Origin of the sequence: Streptomyces flaveolus, from assembly GCF_000716535.1 — a bacterium.
Classification (GTDB): Bacteria; Actinomycetota; Actinomycetes; order Streptomycetales; family Streptomycetaceae; genus Streptomyces; species Streptomyces flaveolus_A.
This window is the reverse complement of sequence record NZ_JNWV01000007.1, coordinates 1-18,395: the sequence shown is the minus strand read 5'-3', so window position 1 is coordinate 18,395 and position 18,395 is coordinate 1. Positions and strand designations below refer to the sequence as shown.

General features: G+C 70.5%; 21 protein-coding genes. 10 read left to right on the top strand and 11 right to left on the bottom strand.

Annotation, left to right across the window (positions count from 1 at the left end; genetic code table 11):
- Positions 1 to 270: 270 nt before the first annotated feature.
- Positions 271 to 753 (bottom strand): CarD family transcriptional regulator, encoded by a 483-nt coding sequence (locus tag OO52_RS08835; protein ID WP_003953493.1) that lies wholly within the window; start codon positions 751 to 753, stop codon positions 271 to 273.
- Positions 754 to 1,379: 626 nt separating this feature from the next.
- Between OO52_RS08835 and OO52_RS08830 the strand changes: the two genes are divergently transcribed.
- A complete protein-coding gene (locus OO52_RS08830; RefSeq protein WP_030643134.1) occupies positions 1,380 to 2,054 on the top strand; it encodes a hypothetical protein in 675 nt (224 codons plus the stop codon).
- A gap of 88 nt (positions 2,055 to 2,142) precedes the next feature.
- Here OO52_RS08830 and OO52_RS08825 read toward each other — a convergent pair whose 3' ends face one another.
- Entirely contained in the window at positions 2,143 to 2,823 is a 681-nt protein-coding gene (locus OO52_RS08825) for a response regulator transcription factor (RefSeq protein ID WP_014673455.1), read from the bottom strand.
- A complete protein-coding gene (locus tag OO52_RS08820) occupies positions 2,820 to 4,070 on the bottom strand; it encodes a sensor histidine kinase (protein WP_030643136.1) in 1,251 nt (416 codons plus the stop codon). The genes OO52_RS08825 and OO52_RS08820 overlap by 4 nt, the downstream gene beginning before the upstream one ends.
- Positions 4,071 to 4,250: 180 nt before the next feature.
- Here OO52_RS08820 and phoU point away from each other — a divergent pair, with 180 nt between their 5' ends.
- The 3 genes from phoU (at position 4,251) to OO52_RS08810 (ending at position 5,602) form a co-directional block, all read left to right on the top strand.
- Complete coding sequence (gene phoU / locus OO52_RS08815; protein WP_030643138.1) at positions 4,251 to 4,940, top strand: phosphate signaling complex protein PhoU; 690 nt, start codon at positions 4,251 to 4,253, stop codon at positions 4,938 to 4,940.
- Between the two features lie 126 nt (positions 4,941 to 5,066).
- Complete coding sequence (locus tag OO52_RS51435; protein ID WP_167347904.1) at positions 5,067 to 5,222, top strand: hypothetical protein; 156 nt, start codon at positions 5,067 to 5,069, stop codon at positions 5,220 to 5,222.
- Between the two features lie 131 nt (positions 5,223 to 5,353).
- Positions 5,354 to 5,602 (top strand): SCO4226 family nickel-binding protein, encoded by a 249-nt coding sequence (locus OO52_RS08810; protein WP_030643140.1) that lies wholly within the window; start codon positions 5,354 to 5,356, stop codon positions 5,600 to 5,602.
- A 29-nt stretch (positions 5,603 to 5,631) separates the two neighbouring features.
- Here the strand turns inward: OO52_RS08810 and OO52_RS08805 are convergent, their stop codons facing one another.
- On the bottom strand, positions 5,632 to 6,492 hold the full coding sequence (locus OO52_RS08805) for a GAF and ANTAR domain-containing protein (protein WP_051818317.1): 861 nt from the start codon (positions 6,490 to 6,492) through the stop codon (positions 5,632 to 5,634).
- Positions 6,493 to 6,985: 493 nt separating this feature from the next.
- Here OO52_RS08805 and OO52_RS08800 point away from each other — a divergent pair, with 493 nt between their 5' ends.
- The gene (locus OO52_RS08800) at positions 6,986 to 7,369 is read left to right on the top strand and encodes a hypothetical protein (RefSeq protein WP_030643143.1); all 384 of its coding nucleotides are present in this window, start codon (positions 6,986 to 6,988) and stop codon (positions 7,367 to 7,369) included.
- A 19-nt stretch (positions 7,370 to 7,388) separates the two neighbouring features.
- Here OO52_RS08800 and OO52_RS08795 read toward each other — a convergent pair whose 3' ends face one another.
- The 3 genes from OO52_RS08795 to OO52_RS08785 form a co-directional block, all read right to left on the bottom strand.
- Positions 7,389 to 8,642 (bottom strand): MDR family MFS transporter, encoded by a 1,254-nt coding sequence (locus tag OO52_RS08795; RefSeq protein ID WP_030643146.1) that lies wholly within the window; start codon positions 8,640 to 8,642, stop codon positions 7,389 to 7,391.
- 90 nt (positions 8,643 to 8,732) lie between these two features.
- Positions 8,733 to 10,895, bottom strand: a complete 2,163-nt coding sequence (locus tag OO52_RS08790) for a stealth conserved region 3 domain-containing protein (protein WP_158712482.1) — start codon at positions 10,893 to 10,895, stop codon at positions 8,733 to 8,735.
- An 11-nt stretch (positions 10,896 to 10,906) separates the two neighbouring features.
- On the bottom strand, positions 10,907 to 12,601 hold the full coding sequence (locus tag OO52_RS08785) for a stealth family protein (protein ID WP_030643148.1): 1,695 nt from the start codon (positions 12,599 to 12,601) through the stop codon (positions 10,907 to 10,909).
- 202 nt (positions 12,602 to 12,803) lie between these two features.
- Between OO52_RS08785 and OO52_RS08780 the strand changes: the two genes are divergently transcribed.
- Positions 12,804 to 13,565 carry a phosphoglyceromutase gene (locus OO52_RS08780; protein ID WP_030643150.1) on the top strand — a complete coding sequence of 254 codons (762 nt, stop codon included), beginning with the start codon at positions 12,804 to 12,806 and terminating at the stop codon, positions 13,563 to 13,565.
- Between the two features lie 80 nt (positions 13,566 to 13,645).
- Here OO52_RS08780 and OO52_RS08775 read toward each other — a convergent pair whose 3' ends face one another.
- Together OO52_RS08775 and OO52_RS08770 are read right to left on the bottom strand one after the other, a co-directional pair.
- On the bottom strand, positions 13,646 to 13,852 hold the full coding sequence (locus tag OO52_RS08775; RefSeq protein WP_037628894.1) for a ribosomal protein L7/L12: 207 nt from the start codon (positions 13,850 to 13,852) through the stop codon (positions 13,646 to 13,648).
- Between the two features lie 108 nt (positions 13,853 to 13,960).
- Positions 13,961 to 14,170: a hypothetical protein gene (locus OO52_RS08770; protein WP_030643154.1), complete on the bottom strand. Its 210-nt coding sequence runs from the start codon at positions 14,168 to 14,170 to the stop codon at positions 13,961 to 13,963.
- A gap of 341 nt (positions 14,171 to 14,511) precedes the next feature.
- On the opposite strand from OO52_RS08770, the gene OO52_RS08765 reads away from it, so the two are divergent.
- Together OO52_RS08765 and OO52_RS51430 are read left to right on the top strand one after the other, a co-directional pair.
- On the top strand, positions 14,512 to 14,832 hold the full coding sequence (locus OO52_RS08765; RefSeq protein WP_030643156.1) for a GYD domain-containing protein: 321 nt from the start codon (positions 14,512 to 14,514) through the stop codon (positions 14,830 to 14,832).
- A 59-nt stretch (positions 14,833 to 14,891) separates the two neighbouring features.
- Positions 14,892 to 15,065 (top strand): hypothetical protein, encoded by a 174-nt coding sequence (locus tag OO52_RS51430; RefSeq protein WP_167347905.1) that lies wholly within the window; start codon positions 14,892 to 14,894, stop codon positions 15,063 to 15,065.
- Between the two features lie 160 nt (positions 15,066 to 15,225).
- On the opposite strand, the gene OO52_RS08760 is transcribed toward OO52_RS51430, so the two are convergent.
- Positions 15,226 to 15,786 (bottom strand): flavoprotein, encoded by a 561-nt coding sequence (locus OO52_RS08760; RefSeq protein ID WP_030643158.1) that lies wholly within the window; start codon positions 15,784 to 15,786, stop codon positions 15,226 to 15,228.
- 114 nt (positions 15,787 to 15,900) lie between these two features.
- Between OO52_RS08760 and OO52_RS08755 the strand changes: the two genes are divergently transcribed.
- On the top strand, positions 15,901 to 17,085 hold the full coding sequence (locus OO52_RS08755; protein ID WP_030643160.1) for a helix-turn-helix domain-containing protein: 1,185 nt from the start codon (positions 15,901 to 15,903) through the stop codon (positions 17,083 to 17,085).
- 399 nt (positions 17,086 to 17,484) lie between these two features.
- On the top strand, positions 17,485 to 17,847 hold the full coding sequence (locus OO52_RS52535) for a hypothetical protein (protein WP_030989302.1): 363 nt from the start codon (positions 17,485 to 17,487) through the stop codon (positions 17,845 to 17,847).
- On the opposite strand, the gene OO52_RS50725 is transcribed toward OO52_RS52535, so the two are convergent.
- A partial coding sequence (locus OO52_RS50725) for a hypothetical protein (RefSeq protein ID WP_209439608.1) occupies positions 17,823 to 18,395 on the bottom strand: 573 nt, incomplete at its 5' end. The two genes, OO52_RS52535 and OO52_RS50725, sit on opposite strands and share 25 nt — an antisense overlap.

Genomic DNA, 18,395 nt, shown 5'->3' with positions numbered 1-18,395 from the left:
CGTGACCCTGGTCGAGCCATCCGCCCGGGCCGGCACATCGAGTACCGGCGCATCGAGCACCGGGGATCGAGTATCGACCGGGGATCGATTATCGGGGGATCGCGTGTCGGGGGGTTGATCCACAGGCTTCCCGGTCACAGGCTTCCCGAGAAGCACCCGCTGCGGGGACGCAATATGCCGCAGCGCCCGGCGACAGGTCAGTGTCATCGGGCACCGCGGCATTTCAGTGTGCTGAGCGTGCCGGAAGCGAAGGTTCGCTGCCGTTGCGCGTCAGGAGGCGAGCACCTCGTCGAGCAGGGCCTCGGCCTTGTCTTCGTTCGTGTTCTCCGCGAGAGCCAGCTCGCTCACCAGGATCTGGCGGGCCTTGGCGAGCATGCGCTTCTCACCGGCGGACAGTCCGCGCTCGCGCTCGCGACGCCACAGGTCACGAACGACTTCCGCGACCTTGATGACATCGCCGGAGGCGAGCTTCTCCAGGTTTGCCTTGTAGCGACGGGACCAGTTCGTGGGCTCCTCGGCGTACGGCGCGCGCAGCACCTCGAAGACCCGGTCCAGCCCGTCCTGACCGACCACATCACGCACGCCGACGAACTCCGCATTGTCCGCTGGCACACGTACCGTCAGGTCACCCTGGGCGACCTTCAGCACCAAGTAGGTCTTGTCCACGCCTTTGATCTGGCGAGTTTCGATAGCCTCGATCAGCGCGGCCCCGTGATGGGGATAGACCACGGTGTCGCCAACCTTGAACGTCATGTGACAGGTACCCCTTCCGTGGCTATCCAGGGTAACACGGATACGGCGTCTTCTGAATGGCGTTTTCGCAGGTCAGGGCATATCTCAGGGCTTGACAACAGCAACCGGAACGTGCTGCGGCGAGTCTCCGGAAGCGGGTATTCGCAGGTCGGAGGGGCTCTCCGGGCAGGGCGAAACACGTACGTCACACGCCTCGGGGGGTCGCTCCGAGTGGCGTAACATCCCGATTTGTCCGGTCTCAAGCGTGCGACTTCCGCTACTCCGTTCGGTGGCCGTGGCCGGATGTGAGACGAATCCAGAATTGATCAACGGCTGCCGGAGGGGTGCTCCGTGATCAATATCCGGGGGGCTCGGACATTCCTTCACGGAAATTTTGCGAGCGTCGTTGTGAGGCGCCGAGAGGGGGTCGCCCTCGCGTTATGTGAATGACAGACCAGCGGCTCCGCAATGTGACCGCTGAGTCAGATGTGCCCCGCGGGGTACCCCCACCCGGAGGGAAGCCCGGGGCCGGGGGGAGGGTCGGGTGCGATGGCCTGGGAACGGCTCGGTAACCTAAGTCCGCTGACAGACACTTAGGGCGGCTTTATAAGGGGAGCCGCCCGCGCGTTCAAGGAGTTGCCGCCGCCGTGAGCAGCAGCCTTCGACGCGGCGCCCTCGCCGCCTCCGCCATCGTCTTCTCGATCGCCTCGCTCGCCGCCTGCGGCGCCGGAAACAACGCCCAGACCCTGGAGATCAAGCCGGACAACGCGGCGACCAGCGTGGGCGACATCAAGATCCAGAACGCTCTGGTCATCACCCAGCCCGACCTCCAGTCGACGGGCCCCGCGGTGATCTCCGCGACCGTCTTCAACTCCGGGCGCACCGACCAGACCCTCCAGTCGGTCACCCTGGACACCAGCGGCACGTCCGCCGAGCTGAAGCCCGCCAAGGGCCAGAGCCTGACCGTTCCGGCGGGCGGCTCGCTGATCCTCGGCGGCAAGGACAACGCGTCCGCGACGCTGCCCAGCGGCCGTGAGGCCGTCCAGGACGGCAACGCCCAGAAGATCACCTTCACCTTCAGCAAGACCGGCAAGGTGAGCCTGCGCGCCTTCGTCGTCCCGGCCACCAGCTACTTCGACAAGTGGGGCCCTAGCCAGGTCCCGTCCGCCCCGGCCGCCGGCGGCGCCCCGGCCAGCCCGTCCGGCAGCGCGACCGGCAGCGGCAAGCCGGCGAGCGGCCACGGGACGAGCCCGTCGGCCACCGCGTCCGGCGAGGCCGCCACCCCGCACGACTCGGCGTCGGCCTCGGCCGCCGGCCACTGACCAGCCGTACGCCGAAGGGCGGCACCCCGCGCGGGTGCCGCCCTTCGGCATATGTACAAGCGTTTTTCTATCTGCAGGCGTCCACGGTTTACGGCTCGAACTTGTAGCCCAGACCCCGCACCGTCACCAGGTACCGCGGCGCGCCCGGGTCCGGTTCGATCTTGGCGCGCAGACGCTTGACGTGGACGTCGAGGGTCTTGGTGTCGCCCACGTAGTCGGCGCCCCAGACGCGGTCGATGAGCTGCATGCGGGTGAGCACGCGGCCCGCGTTGCGCAGCAGCATCTCCAGCAGGTCGAACTCCTTGAGCGGCAGGTCGACCTTCGAGCCGCCGACGGTGACCACGTGCCGGTCGACGTCCATCCGGACCGGGCCCGCCTCCAGCGCGGCCGGGGTGACCTCCTCCGGCTCGCCGCGCCGGCGCAGCACCGCGCGGATGCGGGCGACCAGCTCGCGGGAGGAGAACGGCTTGGTGACGTAGTCGTCGGCTCCTATTTCGAGCCCGACAACCTTGTCGATCTCGCTGTCCTTGGCGGTCACCATGATCACGGGGACGTTGGAACGGCCGCGTAGCTGACGGCAGACCTCGGTGCCGGGCAGGCCCGGCAGCATCAGGTCGAGCAGGACCAGATCGGCGCCGTTGCGCTCGAACTCGTCCAGGCCGTCAGGGCCGGTCGCCGCGACGGCGACCTCGAAGCCCTCCTTGCGGAGCATGTACGACAGGGCGTCGGAGAAGGACTCCTCGTCCTCGACGACGAGCACACGGGTCACGGAAGGACCTCCGGGGCGGGAAGCGATGCGTACGGGGGTGAGTCGGTGGATCCGTCCTCGTCTTCGAGGTCGGGGTGCTGCTGTGCGCGGTCGCGGGCCGCGCCCGCCTCCGGCAGCCTGAGAGTGAAGGTGGAGCCCTGGCCCTCGGCGCTCCAGACCGTGACCTCCCCGCCGTGCGAGGCGACCACGTGCTTGACGATGGCGAGCCCCAGGCCGGTGCCGCCGGTCTGCCGGGAGCGGGCCGGGTCGACGCGGTAGAAGCGCTCGAAGATGCGCTCCTTGTCCTTGTCCGAGATGCCGATGCCCTGGTCGGTGACCGCCAGCTCGATCAGGTCACCGCCGGGCGCGTTGACCCGGCGTGCGGCGATGCCGACGCGGGTGCGGGCCGGGGAGTAGTTGACCGCGTTCTCGACCAGGTTGCCGAGGGCGGCGGCGAGCTGGCCGCGGTTGCCCCACACGTGCAGGTCCGCGGTGCCTCCGGCGGCGATCGTGATCTGCTTCGTGCCCGCCTGGTGGCGGCAGCGGTCGATGGCCTCGGCGACCAGCTCTTCCACCCGGACGGGCTCGGCGTCCTCCAGCGGGTCGTCGTTCTGCACCCGGGAGAGGTCGATCAGCTCCTGCACCAGGTTGGTCAGCCGGGTCGCCTCGATCTGCATCCGGCCGGCGAAGCGCTGCACGGCCTCGGGGTCGTCGGAGGCATCCATCACGGCCTCGGAGAGCAGGGACAGCGCGCCGACGGGCGTCTTCAGCTCATGGCTGACGTTCGCCACGAAGTCGCGGCGCACGGCCTCGATCCGGCGGGCCTCCGTCAGGTCCTCGACCAGCAGCAGGACCAGGCGGGAACCGAGCGGGGCCACGCGCGCGGAGACGGCGAGGGCCTCGCCGCGTCCGGTGCCGCGCCGGGGCAGGTCCAGCTCGACCTGTCGTATCTCGCCGTCCCGTCTGGTGTCCCGGGCCATCTGGAGCATGGGTTCGACGGCGAGCTTGCCGCCGCGGACCAGCCCGAGGGCGTAGGCGGCGGAGCTGGCCTTGACCACGGCGTCGGCCTCGTCGAGGACGACGGCGGAGGAGCGGAGCACGGACAGTACGGTGTCCACGCCGGGCGGGAGTACGGGATCAGTGTGCAAGGAAGTCCTGGTCGGTCGCTTCTGGTCGCGTTCGCTCCAGCGGAACGCCAGCATGGCGATGACACCGGTGAGCACCCCGGCGATCGCTGCCGCTGCGGCGACCGCCGCGTTCACGTCCATGCCCCCAGGTTAGGCACGGCGTACGACATGACCACAGCCGTCGAGGTGCGACCTCGAACACTCGTCGCCCAGAGTTCACCTTGCAGCCAGTATTGGTTCATTTGGGGTGGCGGAAACGGACGAGTGCGGGGCGGAACGTGGGAGCGTGGGGACCAAGCACACCGATGAGAGGGAACCCTGATGCGGGACGCGTACCACGAGGAACTGGACTCGATCGGCGACGGACTGGTGGAGATGGCCCGGCTGGTCGGATCGGCGATCGGGCGCGCCACGACCGCCATCCTCGACACCGACCTCAAGCTGGCCGAGAGCGTGATCGAGGCCGACAAGAAGGTCGACGAACTCCAGCACGACCTGGAGGCGCGGGCGATAGCACTGCTGGCCCGGCAGCAGCCGGTGGCGACGGACCTGCGGATCGTCGTCACGTCGCTGCGCATGTCCGCCGACCTGGAGCGCTCCGGCGACCTCGCCCAGCACGTGGCGAAGCTCGCGCGGCTGCGCTTCCCGGACCGGGCCGTTCCGTACGACCTGCACGCCACCATCCTGGAGATGGGCCAGCTCGCGCAGCGCCTGATGGCCAAGGCGGCCGAAGTGCTCGTGACCAAGGACGTCGACCTCGCGCTCCAGCTGGAGCAGGACGACGACGAGATGGACCTGCTGCACCGCACGCTCTTCCAGCACCTGATCGACGACCGCTGGAAGCACGGCATCGAGACGGCCGTGGACGTCACCCTGCTGGGCCGCTACTACGAGCGGTACGCCGACCACGCCGTGGCCGTCGCCAAGCGCGTGGTCTACCTGGTGACCGGTGAGCACGCGGACGAGCTGCAGCCGGACATCCAGCCGGTGACGGGCACCGAGGGGGCGTAACCCCTCCGGGGCGGGAGCGGGCCGGGGCGGGCCGGGTCCGCGAACGCCTCCGTGCGCCGTTGATGCGCCCGGCGGAACGGGCATGGAATGGGCGAGGGCACCCTGCCCCAGGTCTAGGAGGGACCCATGGCCGAATCCCCCAGCACCACGCCCGACCCGACGCAGGAGCGCGAGACCGAGCAGCCCGCCGAGATCAGGACACTTCCGCTGTTCGGCGCCTGCGGCTGCGGCTCCGGCTGCGGCTGCGGGTGCCAGTCGGGCAACCCCTGCCAGTGCGGCTGAACGGCATGTCCGGGCCGGTGTGAGCGCGGTTCACACCGGCCCCCGTCGTACCGGATGCCCCTCCCTCCCCTCGGGCGCAGCATGGAAGGAGCGGGGGACGGACAACCGGCGCGAGGAGGAGGTGTCGGGCCATGGCCAAGTTCATCGACGTACACCGCGGCATGGAAGGCATCACGGCCGACCAGCTGATGGAGGCGCACCGGGCCGACCTCGCCATCGAGGCGGACGAGTCGGTGCACTTCGAGCATGCCTGGGCGGACCCGGAGTCCGGCATCGTCTACTGCCTCTCCGAGGCACCCTCGGCGGAGGCCGTCCAGCGCATCCACGAGCGCGCCGGCCATCGGGCGGACGAGGTGCATCCGGTACCGCTGGAGGTGTGAGGGCGGCGCCCCTTCCGCGCCGGCGGACGTCAGGCCCGTCCTCCCCAGGGGGGAGCGGGGCCACCGCCGTAGGGGCGAGCCGGGTCCCCGCCGTCCTTCTCCGGCCGGAAGCTCAGCCGGCGGGTCAGGACCTCCCGGGCCACCTGGCTGACCGTGCGGCCGTCGGCGTACGCGCGGGCCCGCAGCCGGTCCAGGGCCTGCTCGGGGTCCACGTCCAGTTGCACCATCACCATGCCGACCGCCTGGTAGACCTCGGTGTGGCCGGCCTCGGAGGCCGCCACCCAGGACGCCACCTCGCCCTCGGTGTCCTCCTCGGCGCCCCCGTCGGCGTGGGCGTGCCGGGCCGCCTGGAGGTTCATCAGCGCCAGGGTGACCGCGTCCCGCACCCACAGCGCGACCCGCAGATCGGGCTCGGCCAGCCCGCCCACCCGCTCGCTGTACAGGTCGAGGGTGCCGACGGCGGCGCCGCTGACGCCGAGCGGCAGCGAGAACACCGCGCGGACGCCGAGACCCACCGCCTCGTGCGCGAAGATCGGCCAGCGGCGGACGTCTGGACCCTGGGTGAGGTCGGCGGCGAGGACGGGGACGCCTTGGTCGAGGGCGGTCTGGCAGGGGCCGTCGCCCACCGTGTACTGGAGCTCCGCCAGCCGGGCGGCGACCCGGTCGCTGGCGCACCAGGTCATGCGGACGCCCTTGCCGCCGGAGATCGACACCGAGGAACCGGTGACCGGCAGCAGCCGCACGCACGCCGCGCACAGCGCGCCGGGCACCGCCCGGGGCTCGTCGGCACCCCGCGCGGCGGCCGCCAGCGCCTCACTGACCCGCAGCCGCACCTCGGCCTCGGGCGGCCCGCCGCCACCCGCGGACGACCCGGACTTCTCGGGCGGCATGCTCATCACCCCTGCCGCGGCACGGTCTCCACCGGCATGATCCACCGGCATCCGCCTGCCGAGTTCCCAGAAAGGGGGAGGTAACTGCGCGTTTCTGCCGACGTGCGCACCGCGGGTTGGCGGCACGTCTCTGCCGACGGCACCTCCCTCCCGGGCCCCGCGCTAACGCGGCCCGCATACCGGCGGTCCTCCCCCAGGGCACGTCGCCGAGCCCCGCACGTCGGCGCACGTCGGCGCGCCGACGGCACCTCCCTCCCGGGCCCCGCGCTAACGCGGCCCGCATACCGGCGGTCCTCCCCCAGGGCACGTCGCCGAGCCCCGCACGTCGGCGCACGTTCCCCCGGGGCACGTCGGCGAGGCCCGCGTCGGCGCCACCCCCCTCCCGGGGCACGTAGGCGAGACCCACGTCGGCGCCAGCCCCTCCCCGGCGAACCCCGCACGTCGGCGCCACCCCTCTCCCGCGCCCCCGCGCCGGTCCTGCGAGAGTGGGGCCATGCTGCTGGATCCCGAGAAGACCCTGTTCGTCCGTGGGGCGACGCCCGTGCTGCTGCTGGCCGAGGCGTCCGTCCACGACGTGCTGCCGGTGCTGACCGCGCCCGACGGGGCGGTGCCGGTGTGCGAGGGGTGGAGCATCGCCCCGCGGCTCACCCTGTGTGTCGTGGACGGACCCGGCGATCACGGCCTCGTCGTCCCCGCCCTCGCCGCCCCGGTGATCGGCGCGGAGGGAGCGCCCGGCGACATGGGTGACTGGTGCGGGGACGCCGAGCGGGCGGGCGGGGCGGTCGTGCTGTCCCTGCACCGGCTGCCCGAGACCCTCGACTGGTCCGCCCTGCTCTCCTCGGGCACGGCCCGCGGCGGCTTCCTGCCGGCCCTGTGAGGCCCTCGGCAGCGGCTGCCTAGGCCGTACGGACCTCGGTCTCGGCGTCCGCCCGCGCCCTGGCCGGGGCCGGCTGCTCCTGGGGCAGGCGGCGCATCAGGACGCCGTAGCCGAGCCCGGCCGCCGTCCCCACCACCGCGCACGTCCCCCACAGCCACCCGGCGCCGAGGTGGTCGATGACCACGCCCGACATCAGGGGAGCGATCAGGGCGGCGACGGACCAGGAGAGGGTGTACATGCCCTGGTAGCGCCCGCGGCCGTGGACCGGGGAGAGGCGGACGACGAGGCCGGTCTGGGTCGGGGCGTTGACGATCTCGGCCAGGGTCCACACGCACACGGTGACCATGAAGACACCGACCGAGCCGGCGAACGCGGTGAGCCCGAAGCCGTATCCCGCGAGGAGCGAGGAGGCGACCAAGAGGGTGCGCGGGTCGCGGTGCTCGATGAACCGGGTGACGGGGATCTGGAGGACGACGATCAGGATGCCGTTGACGGCGATGGCGAGACCGTAGTCGGCCGGGGAGAACCCGGCCCGCCCCATGGCCACCGGCAGTCCGACCGAACCCTGCTGGAAGACCAGGGCGACGAGGAAGGACAGTCCGACGACGGCCATGTACCGCCCGTCCCGCAGCACCGTGCCCAGGCTGACACCGTCCTCCGCCTGCTTGGCCGTGACCGCCGGCCGCGACTCCGGCACCTTGGCGAAGACGACGACCGCGCAGGCCAGGGTCATCCCCGCCTCGATCAGGAACCCGGCGAGATAGCTGAACTCGGCGATGAACCCGGCGGCCATGGAGGAGACGGCGAAGCCCAGGTTGATCGCCCAGTAGTTGAGGGAGAAGGCCCGCACCCGGTCCTCGGGGCGGACGATGTCGGCCATCATCGCCTGCACGGCCGGCCGGGAGGCGTTGGAGGCCATGCCGACGAGGAAGGCGACGGCGGCGATGGCGACCGGGTCGGTCATGAAGCCGAGCAGGGCGACCGAGGCGGCGGTGGCGGTCTGCGCGATGAGCAGCGTGGGCCGCCGGCCGAGCCGGTCGGCCATCACCCCGCCGGCCAGCGAGGAGACGACCCCGCCGAGCCCGTGCAGGGAGGCGACGAGACCGGCGTACGAGGCGGAGTAGCCGCGGTCGAGCGTGAGGTAGAGGGCCATGAACGTGGCCACGAACGCGCCCAGCCGGTTGACGAGGGTGCTGGTCCACAGCCACCAGAACTCTCTGGGGAGCCCGGAGACGGATTCGTGGACGGCACGTCTCACACGGGCTGGTGACATCGAGGATCCCCCACGTCTGTAAGCGGCTCAAGCGGTGAGCACAAGTTACGAGCGGGGGCCTGGGAGACGCCAATCAATTAACAAGTCGCGTCAATCGAGCCACGGCCGGGCGGCGTCGGCGCGCCCGGCGCGGTGCGGTCGGAGGGGTGGGCGGGGGCGCGTAGGAGCGGAGGAAACAGAGGGAGCGGAGGGAGCGGAAGGATGCGACGTCGCCCGTGCCGCCCGCTCGAAACGGCTGGGGAACGGATACTTCCGCTCCAGGAAGGCGCGGATGGCCGACCGCGCCGCCGCCCGGTCCGCCGGGTCGGTGTCCACGTCGTTGAGGCAGAAGAAGTCCACGTCCTCGCCGGCCGCGAGCCGCGCCAGCCGCCGCCGCATGTCCGGCGTGCCCAGTTGGACGTACCGGAAGCTGTAGTCGGCCGGTACCGCCCGGCCCGTCGCGATGGCCCAGTGGTGGTGGAGCGTGGACGCCGGCGCGACGTCGGTGGTGGACCGGAAGCGCGAGTACGCCGTCCGCTCCAGCTCCTCGATGCCGAGGCCCTCCATCTCCCGCATGACCGACATCAGTTGGGGGTGCGGAGTGTGCAGCGACTTGTGCGTGACGTACCTGCCGTGGAAGCGCCGGATCACCTCGCGGGCGTTCTTCCCGGCGGAGTTCGGCGCCGGCTCCAGCGGGTGCGGGGCGCCGACGCCGAGCTTCAGCGGGGACAGCGGGATGCGGGCGATGCCGTTGCCGTGGAAGAAGTTCTCGGCGCGCACCGGGTGGTTGATGAAGACGTCGTCGTTGAAGTAGAGGTAGTGCTCCGACAGGCCCGGGATGTGGTGCAGCCGGCTCTCTATCGCGTGCGAGTTGAAGACGGGCAGCGCGTCGGCCGGGAGGATGTCCCGGTGGTCGATGACGGTCAGGCCCACCGCGTCCGGGTTCAGCCAGGCCGGTGTCTGCGCGTCGGTCACGAGGTAGACGTTCCGGATGAAACCGGCGTACATCTCCAGCGACCGCAGCGCGTACTTCAGTTCGTCGTGGCTGGTGTAGCGGGAGGCGCCCGTCTCGCGCGGGGCGATGACGTCGTCGGACAGCGCCTGATGGGCCCGGCGCTTCACGGCCATCACCGGGTCGTCCCCGTCCACCCAGGTGTACACGGCGTCGACGGGGAAGCAGACCTGATCGATACCGGGCTCGGCGAACACGGCGAAGGTCGGCAGGGAGCACCGGGCGCCGGGAGCCGTGCCGTGCCGCTCCGCGGGGGTGGGCGGTCGCCGGCCGGGCGGCGCGGACGGTTGTTGCCCGGCAGGGGTGAGCGTCCGCTGTTCAGGCAACGCTGACGGCTGCTCCCCGGGCGACCCGGACGGTTGCTCCCCGGCCGACCCGGACGGCTGCCGCCCAGCACACGTAGACGACTGCCGCCCGGCAGACACGCACGACTGCTCCCCCGCCGGGCCGAGCGGCTGCTTCCCCACGGGATCGAGCGGCTGCTCCCCCGTCGGCGGTAACGGCTGCCGCCCCGTCGCCTCAGCCGGCTCCCGAGCCGTCGGCGGCAGGACCTCCGAGACGGCGTTGCGGCGTGGGGCGACCAGTGCCGGGCCGAAGTCGTCCTGGAGGCTCGTACCCGGCACCGTCAGATGCGCGGGGTCCGCGCCCAGCTCACGCCCGTACCGCCAGAACTCGATGTCGCATCCCGTCTCCAGCCCGCCGAGCACCTGCCCACAGGGCCCCAGCCGGACCACACCGGCCCGCAGCACGGGGGCGCACCGCAGCGCCCGCGGCAGCTTGCCGTCGGCCCACAGCACCGCGCTGGTCACGGCACCGTCCGGCCCCACCGCACCGACGTACCCGGCGCCGCGCGCGAAGTGCTCCCGGGCCCGCGCCAGGACCGCGACGCGGTACGGCTCCTCCACCCCGACCACCGGCCGCGGCACCCCGGGCCCCGGCTCGGCCGGGACCAGGAAGTACGGGACGCCGGCCGCCTCCAGCGCGGCGCACACCTGCTCCAGGTCGGTGGCGGCGGCCTCCACGGCGGTGTACGCGGCGACCGTGAGCCCGTACAGCCGTACCGGCCCGCAGGCGACCCGGCGCAGCCCCGGGACGGCGGCGCGCAGCCGGCGGCGGGCCGGGGCTGCGCGCAGCGCCCAGAGCCGGGCCGCGAGCCACAGCCGCAGGCGACCCAGCAGGCGCGACAGCGGACGCAGCAGGTCCCGGACGGCCCGCGGTCCGGGCGACGGTGATGCGAGTCGGTGACGGACGTCGATGGCCATGGCCGCGACCGTCAGCCCTGCTTCTCGAAGGGGCTCGGGAAGGGGAAGTAGTGCTCCAGGAACTCGTGCATCCGGGCGCTGACCTGCTCCCGCTCCTCCGGCGGCACGTCGACGTCGTTGAGGCAGAAGAAGTCGAAGCGGCGGTTGCGGCGCAGGTCGGTCAGGCGCGGCTCGGCGTCGGGCCGGCTGATGTTCACGTACCGGAAGCTGAACTTGCCGGGGACGCCCTGGCCGGTCATCAGCGCGTACTGGTAGAGCAGCGGCGCCGTCATCGCGATGTCCTGCGGCGAACGGAACCGGGAGGCGGTGGTGCGCCGGATGTCCTCCGGGAACAGCTCCTCCAGCGCCCGCAGCGTGCCGCGTCGCTGCGGCAGCGGGGTATGCATGAAGTTGTGCGTCGTCAGCCGCCCGAACTCCTCCAGCAGCAGCCGCCGTACGTTCTTGCTGGCGGAGTTGGTGGCGGTCTCCTCGGCGTGCGGCTTGCCGACGCCGATCTTGAGCGGTGACACCGGGATCTTCAGCAGACCGCTGCCGAAGAAGAAGTGCTCCGGGGTGACCCGGCGGCCGACGAAGACGTCGTCGTTGAAGTACAGGTAGTGCTCGGACAGGCCCGGTATGTGGTGCAGCCGGGTCTCGATCGCGTGCGAGTTGAAGACGGGCAGCACGTCGGCCGGGAAGATGTCGCGGTGGTCGACGACCGTGATGCCGGGGGCGGTGTCGTCCAGCCAGTGCGGCTTCTGGCCGTCGGTGACGAGGTGGATGTGCCGGACGAAGTCGGCGTACATCGCGAGCGAGCGCAGCGAGTACTTCAGCTCGTCGTGGCTGGTGTAGCGGGAGGCGCCCGTCTCCTTGTCCAGGATCTCGGCGATGCCGTCCTCCTGGTACCGGGCCCGCTTGGCCCGCATCGCCGGCTCCTCGCCGTCCACCCAGGTGTAGACGACGTCGACGGGGAAGGTCACCTGGTTCACGGTGGGCAGGGTGAGCGGGGCGAAGCTGGGCAGCTCCCGCTCGCCGACGCGCACGGTGACCAGCTTCTGCTCACTCGCCGGCAGCACGTCGGTCACCCCGTTGTTACGGGGGGTGACGAGCGACTCGGCGAAGACGTCGGCGGACGCCTGGGGCTGTACCTTGGCCAGCCGCCGCGGCCCGTCGGCGGAGGCGAGCAGCTCCGCGCCGTCCTCCCAGAACTCGACGTCACAGGCAAGCTCCGGTCCGGCGAGCAGTTGGCCGGCGGGGCCGAGGTGGTTCTCGCCCACGCGCAGCACGGGGGCCGTGCGCAGCGCGGCAGGCAGGACGCCGTCCAGGAACAGGGCCGGGTGCTGGAGCCGGCCGCCGGGCAGCGGACGGCCGATGAACACGGCCGTACCCGCGTTCCGCGTCTCCAGCGCGGCGAGTAACCGCGCCCGGTCCACGGCGTTCACGCCGACCGTGTACCGGGTCCGGGAGGACACCAGGAAATAGGAGATGCCCTCCTGCTCCAGCGCGCCGACCACGAGATCCAGGTTGGCCGCGGCGGCCTCGGCGGCGCTGAACCGGTCCACGACCCGGCCGTACGACCGCTGGCCCCGCACCAGGACCGGGCGCAGCACCGGATCCGTGACCACCGCCCTGCGGCGCCGTCGCATGGTGCGCAGTTGCCAGACCTGCTCGGCGGCCTTCCGCTCGACCCGCGGTCGCATCCGCCGCACAAAGGAACGCACGGTCACGTCGTGTACTCCTCTTCCCGAGCCCTCAACCTCCCGGCGTTGAAGAGACACCCGAATGTGGCGAATCGTTGTACGAGAAGCAACCCGGACTTGGTGTGCCCGTTACCGACCCGTGGCCCCGCCGGCCGACCGGCGCGCTACGGCGGAGCAGGGCCCCCCGTGCCAGACACGGCCCCCATCCCCCTTAGGTAGGCTAAAGGCCATGGCCGACGCACCGTACAAGCTGATCCTCCTCCGCCACGGCGAGAGCGAGTGGAACGCGAAGAACCTGTTCACCGGCTGGGTGGACGTGAACCTGAACGAGAAGGGCGAGAAGGAGGCAGTCCGCGGTGGCGAGCTCCTGAAGGACGCCGATCTCCTCCCCGACGTGGTCCACACGTCCCTCCAGAAGCGCGCGATCCGCACGGCCCAGCTCGCGCTGGAGGCCGCGGACCGCCACTGGATCCCCGTCCACCGCTCCTGGCGCCTGAACGAGCGCCACTACGGCGCCCTCCAGGGCAAGGACAAGGCTGCGACGCTGGCCGAGTTCGGCGAGGAGCAGTTCATGCTCTGGCGCCGCTCGTACGACACCCCGCCCCCGCCGCTGTCGGACGACTCCGAGTTCTCCCAGGCGAACGACGCGCGCTACGCCTCCATCCCGCCGGAGCTGCGCCCGCGCACGGAGTGCCTGAAGGACGTCGTCATCCGGATGCTCCCGTACTGGTACGACGCCATCGTCCCCGACCTGCTGACCGGCCGCACGGTCCTGATCGCCGCCCACGGCAACAGCCTGCGCGCCCTGGTCAAGCACCTGGACGGCATCTCCGACGCGGACATCGCGGGCCTGAACATCCCGACGGGCATCCCCCTCTACTACGAGCTGGACGCCGACTTCAAGCCGGTCACCCCCGGCGGCAAGTACCTCGACCCGGAGGCGGCGGCGGCCGCGATCGAGGCGGTCAAGAACCAGGGCAAGAAGAAGTAAGCGCCCACGGACAAGCCCCCCGCCTGCGGTTTCCCCGCTGGGAGGGGGCTTCTTCGCCTTCTGGGGCCGCCTGTGGGCCGTCAGGGCGATGGGGCGGTGCGCTCTCCGGGCTCCGGTTCCTGTCTCCACTCCACTCTGGCGCCGGCGCTCCGGAGCAGAGCGACAGCGGACTGGGCCCTGTCCGCAGGCAGACCCTCAAGGAGGGTGACGGGGGCTTGGCGCGCCAGGACCCGGCTGTACCACAAGCTCAGCCCGGTCACCTTGCGCACCGCTCGGACCACATCCATGTCATGGGCGAGCGCTCCCTAGGGGCAAGCGCCAGTCCGTCCCCGTTGCGTCGGCACAGTCGCGCGGGAGCGCCCCGCGGCGCGTGGCCGCGGGGCGCCTTGCGGGATTCAGTCGATCTTCTCCCCGTCGTGCATACCGCCCTTGCAGAGGTTGTCCGTCAGATCTGCCGTTCCGCCGCCCTGCTTGCACTCGGAAGGGGTGACGTAGGACGGGGCGCCCTGTGCGGTGGCGGCGATGGCGGTGGCGGCGCCTGTGAGGCCGAGTCCGGCGAGGGCTGTCGTGGCGATGACGGTGGCGAGGATTCGTCGAATGCGCATGTGGTTCGCCTTTCACGGATTGCCTCGGTTGGGGCACTAGTCAGCTTGACCTTCGCCCATGTGGGTGGCACGTCACGTTGCGCCATTCGGGTGACATCGCTGTCGGGTGCGGGCGGAAGACGGGCCCGCCAGAGCCAGGCGAAGAAGAAGCAACCTTCGCCCTCCAGGCCCCCTACCTGCGACTTTCTCGCGGTCAAGGGGCCCTCTGCTGTGCTCGGCTACTCAGCGGAGAAGGAGAGACGTCGGCTTCCGAGTGAATCAAGCCGTCGCTGAGTGGCGTCCGACGTGGCACCGGGTAGGCCATCGTGCTGTCGGAGAAGAAGCGGACAGGGAGCAGCCCCATGCCGAAGTTCCTCATCCAGGCCACCTACACGCCGGAGGGCACGAAGGGGCTGCTCAAGGAAGGCGCCAGCGGGCGTCGCGACGCCGTCGACCGGGTCGTCGCCGACCTCGGCGGGACGGTCGAGGCCATGTACTTCGCCTTCGGGGAGGACGACCTCGTGTGCATCATCGACCTCCCCGACCCGGTGTCGATGGCCGCCGTCAGCCTCACCGTCAAGGCCAGCGGCGCCCTCCAGACCCGGGCCACTCCCCTCCTCGCCCTCGAAGAGATCGACGAGGCCGCCCGCCGACGGGTCGCCTTCCGCGCGCCCGGCGCGTGAGCGGAGACATGCCTCCTCGCCCTCCCGGGCACTCGGTGAGTAAGCGTGGAGGTACCGAGATGAGTGCCGGAGAGAAGGCCAAGGCAAAGGCCGAACAGGTTGTGGGAAAGGCCGTGCGAACGCTGGCTCACGCGGTGCACAAGGACGATCTCGCGGTAAAGGGCGCCGCCCTCGAAGCGAGGGGCAGGATGCGGGGCGCGAAGGAAGGGGCCAAGAGCTCCTTCAAGCACTGACGCTCCGACAAGCGAAACCCAGCTGCTCAGGCCCCTTGCCTGCGGGTTGTCCGCGGGCAAGGGGCTGTTTCTGCCGTCAGGGGCTCGGGAGCTTGACACTGTGGTGAGGCCGTCGCTGGGCCGGCCACGCAGCCCCTGGAGCCACGGGGACGGTGCCGGCTCACCTTGGCCACCGGCCCAGGGCGATCTCCTCGACCGCGCCGAGCACCAGGTGCCACGGATACTCGCTCGGTTTGCCCTGCCCTGGCTGATTCGGGACAAAACCATCATCGCCATACAGAACACGCACACCCATCTCACGCAGCTCGGCGAGACTCCGCTCGAACTGCCGGTGCTGCGCGTAGGCGGCGTTCACGCAGGGCATCGCGACCAAGGGGATGCCCTTGCCGATGCCCTCGGCGACGACGCCGACCACAAAGTCACGAGTGATACCGAGGGCCCAGGCGTTGACCGTGTTGAAGGTCGCGGGCGCCACCGCGATCACGTCCGCCTTCGGCCACACGTCCGGCTCCCCCGGCAGCTTGTACGCGCTGCGCACGGGGTGCCCGGTCATCCGCTCCAGCTCGGCCCTCTGCGGCTCAAGCCAGCGTGCCGCGGTCGGGGTCAGCCCGAGACACACGTCGAACCCTCGCCCCTGCGCATCTGCGACGACCTCCGTCATGTCGAACACCGGTGGGGCAGCGGAGCCGAAGAGGTAGAGGACAGGACGCGTTGTCGTCATGTGCCTATCCGACCACACACGACCACCGGCACCAGGGGCGATGGGGGACGGAAGCCACGTACCCGTACAGCTACGCGGGTACCGTTCCATCGGGTGCTCAGAACGGAGACCGGTATGCCGACGCGGGACGACGACCACACGGGCTCACGCATCAAGGAACAGCGCAGACTGGCCAGACTCACCCAACGGCAGCTGGCCGAGCGGCTTCCCTACTCCTACAGCTACCTGAACCAGGTCGAATGCGGCGCACGCCCGGCCACCGCCGCCTTCGTCGCGGCCTGCGCCAGGGCCCTCAGCATCGACGTGACGGTCCTGACCGGGCAGCCGTACGTGACCGAACTGCAGCGTGACCGCCTGGCGGAACTGGTCCGGCCCATCCGCGAATCCCTGGACCTGTATGACCTCGGCCCCAACCCTGATCTGGCCCCCCGGCCGACGCGACAGCTCATCGCCGCGGCCGACCACCTCTGCGTCGAGGTGCGGGCTACCCGCTTGCGCAGCGCGGCGCGCGATCTTCCGGGGCTCATCGCCGAACTGACCCACACGGCATGGTCGACCCCCTCTACGGAGCTGTGGCAGGCGCTGTCCTCCGCATACCGCACGGCGCACGACATCAGCGTCAAGCTCGGCTACTACGACCTGTCCACAGTCGCTCTGGACCGCATGGACTGGGCGGCGCACCGCGCATCCGACCCGTGCCTGGCCGCCGTACGGCAGTACATGCGGGCCTTGGTCTACTTCCGCGAGGGCGAGTACCGGATCGGACAACGCCTCATCGCCACCGGGCATGACGTGATCGCGCGGAATAAACCTTCGCGAGAAGCACTCGCCGTGGCCGGACAGTTGCACCTAGGCGGAGCGGTCATCGCCGCCCGCGCCGAGCAGCGCTCGTCCGTCGAACAGCACATCGCCGAGGCCCACCGGATCGCACAGCGCATCGGCGACGCCTCCGATGTGCACTGGCTCAGCTTCGGTCCGGCCAACGTGGCCCTGCACAAGATGTCCGCCGCCATCGAGATGTGCCAGCACGACGACGCACTGAAGCAGGCTCGGAACATCAAATTGCCTTCCCGCCTCCCTACTTCCCGCCGCGCCCACTTCCTCATCGAACGGGCCCGCGCCGAGATGGAGACCGGGCTCACCGACGCGGCGCTGAAATCCCTCGTAGAAGCTCGCCGCCTGGCCCCCGAGCAGACCCGCTACCACCCCGCCGCCCGGGAGACGATCACCGGCCTGGTGCACCAGTCCCGCCGCACCCCGGAGACGCTCAACCACATGGCGGCCTGGGTCGGCCTCTAGACGCGCTCACGACGCTCACAAAACTGTGAGCGTTCCTCATCCAGCGGCTTGTCACCCTTTACTCACCGTCGCCACAGCTATGCGAAGGCGACGAGGCGAGATGCGCCCCGACGGCCGCGCGAACGACCCCGGGGCCGGCCAACGCTGCGAAGGAGCGTCGACATGGCGAACGCTACATGCCCGCCCCAGGATGACCCGCCAACCGCCAAGATGACCATCAGGGTGTACCGGGTGAACCGCCACGGCGCCGTCACCCAGGAGCACGGCACAGTGAGCGTGCCGCCCCTCGAAGGACCACCACCGCTCACCTCCGCCTTCCCGTCATGTGAGTGCCCGAATTGCCGGGCCGGAGAGCCGGCCGCCCGGTGACTCGAACCGGGGGACAACGGCACCCCTACGATTTCTGACGAAACGGCGGCGTGGTACGGCTACTGGTGCGAGTGCTGGACCGAGGACCTGACGGAGCAGTGGCAACCGGCGCTGGTGGCCTCGTTCGACGCCCGCTCAGCGCCCCAGGCGGATCGCTGGGTGGCCGTCACCCTCCGCACGATCTCACCAGCACTGGACACCGACGCATCGGACGAGGCGTGGGAGTGGCTGCACGAGCACCGCATCGAGACCCGCCGAGCCCTCTTACGCGGCGAGCCGTGCACGGTGTCAGTGACCCACGCCGGCACCCGGATCACATGGACGATCCGCCCAGTGCGCTTCCTGCCACTGGCGAACCGCCGGGCAGCTCATTTGAGGTCGAGAAGCGTTTGAACCGCAACGGCGACTGCCGAGGCCAGCGCACCCACGATTGCCACCGCGATCTGAGTCCGATCCGTTGACTGGCTTGCGTCTGATCCCCGGCGGCGCTGGAAGTCGCCATTACTCAGGGATGCCACGGCGTCGATGGTCGGACTGGCACCATCAACGAGTGCCGTGTACGTGATGCTCTGATGCCGATGCAGCGTGCCGGGCGTGAGTTCGAGTTTGGTCCCGCTGATGGTTGCAGGGATGATCCGCTGGGACGAGGGCGAGGAAACCTGCGAAAGTACATCGATGAATGTGGCACTAGATGTGAACTCGATGGGCTGGTTACTGAAATGAGCAGCTTCCAGATCTCGATTGCCTACATTCGTCAGCGTTAGCTCAAGCACATGGGGCCGGCTTAGGGTCGTTCCGCCGTGGCTGACAGCCAACGCACCGTGGCCTACGCCGTGCAACAAGGTTGCGTCCTGAGAAGTGGTGTACGGGTTCCCACCTGATCCGGGCGTTTGCCCCGGCGTCGGAGTGAGAGTCCGGATACAAGAACGGCCACCGGCTGA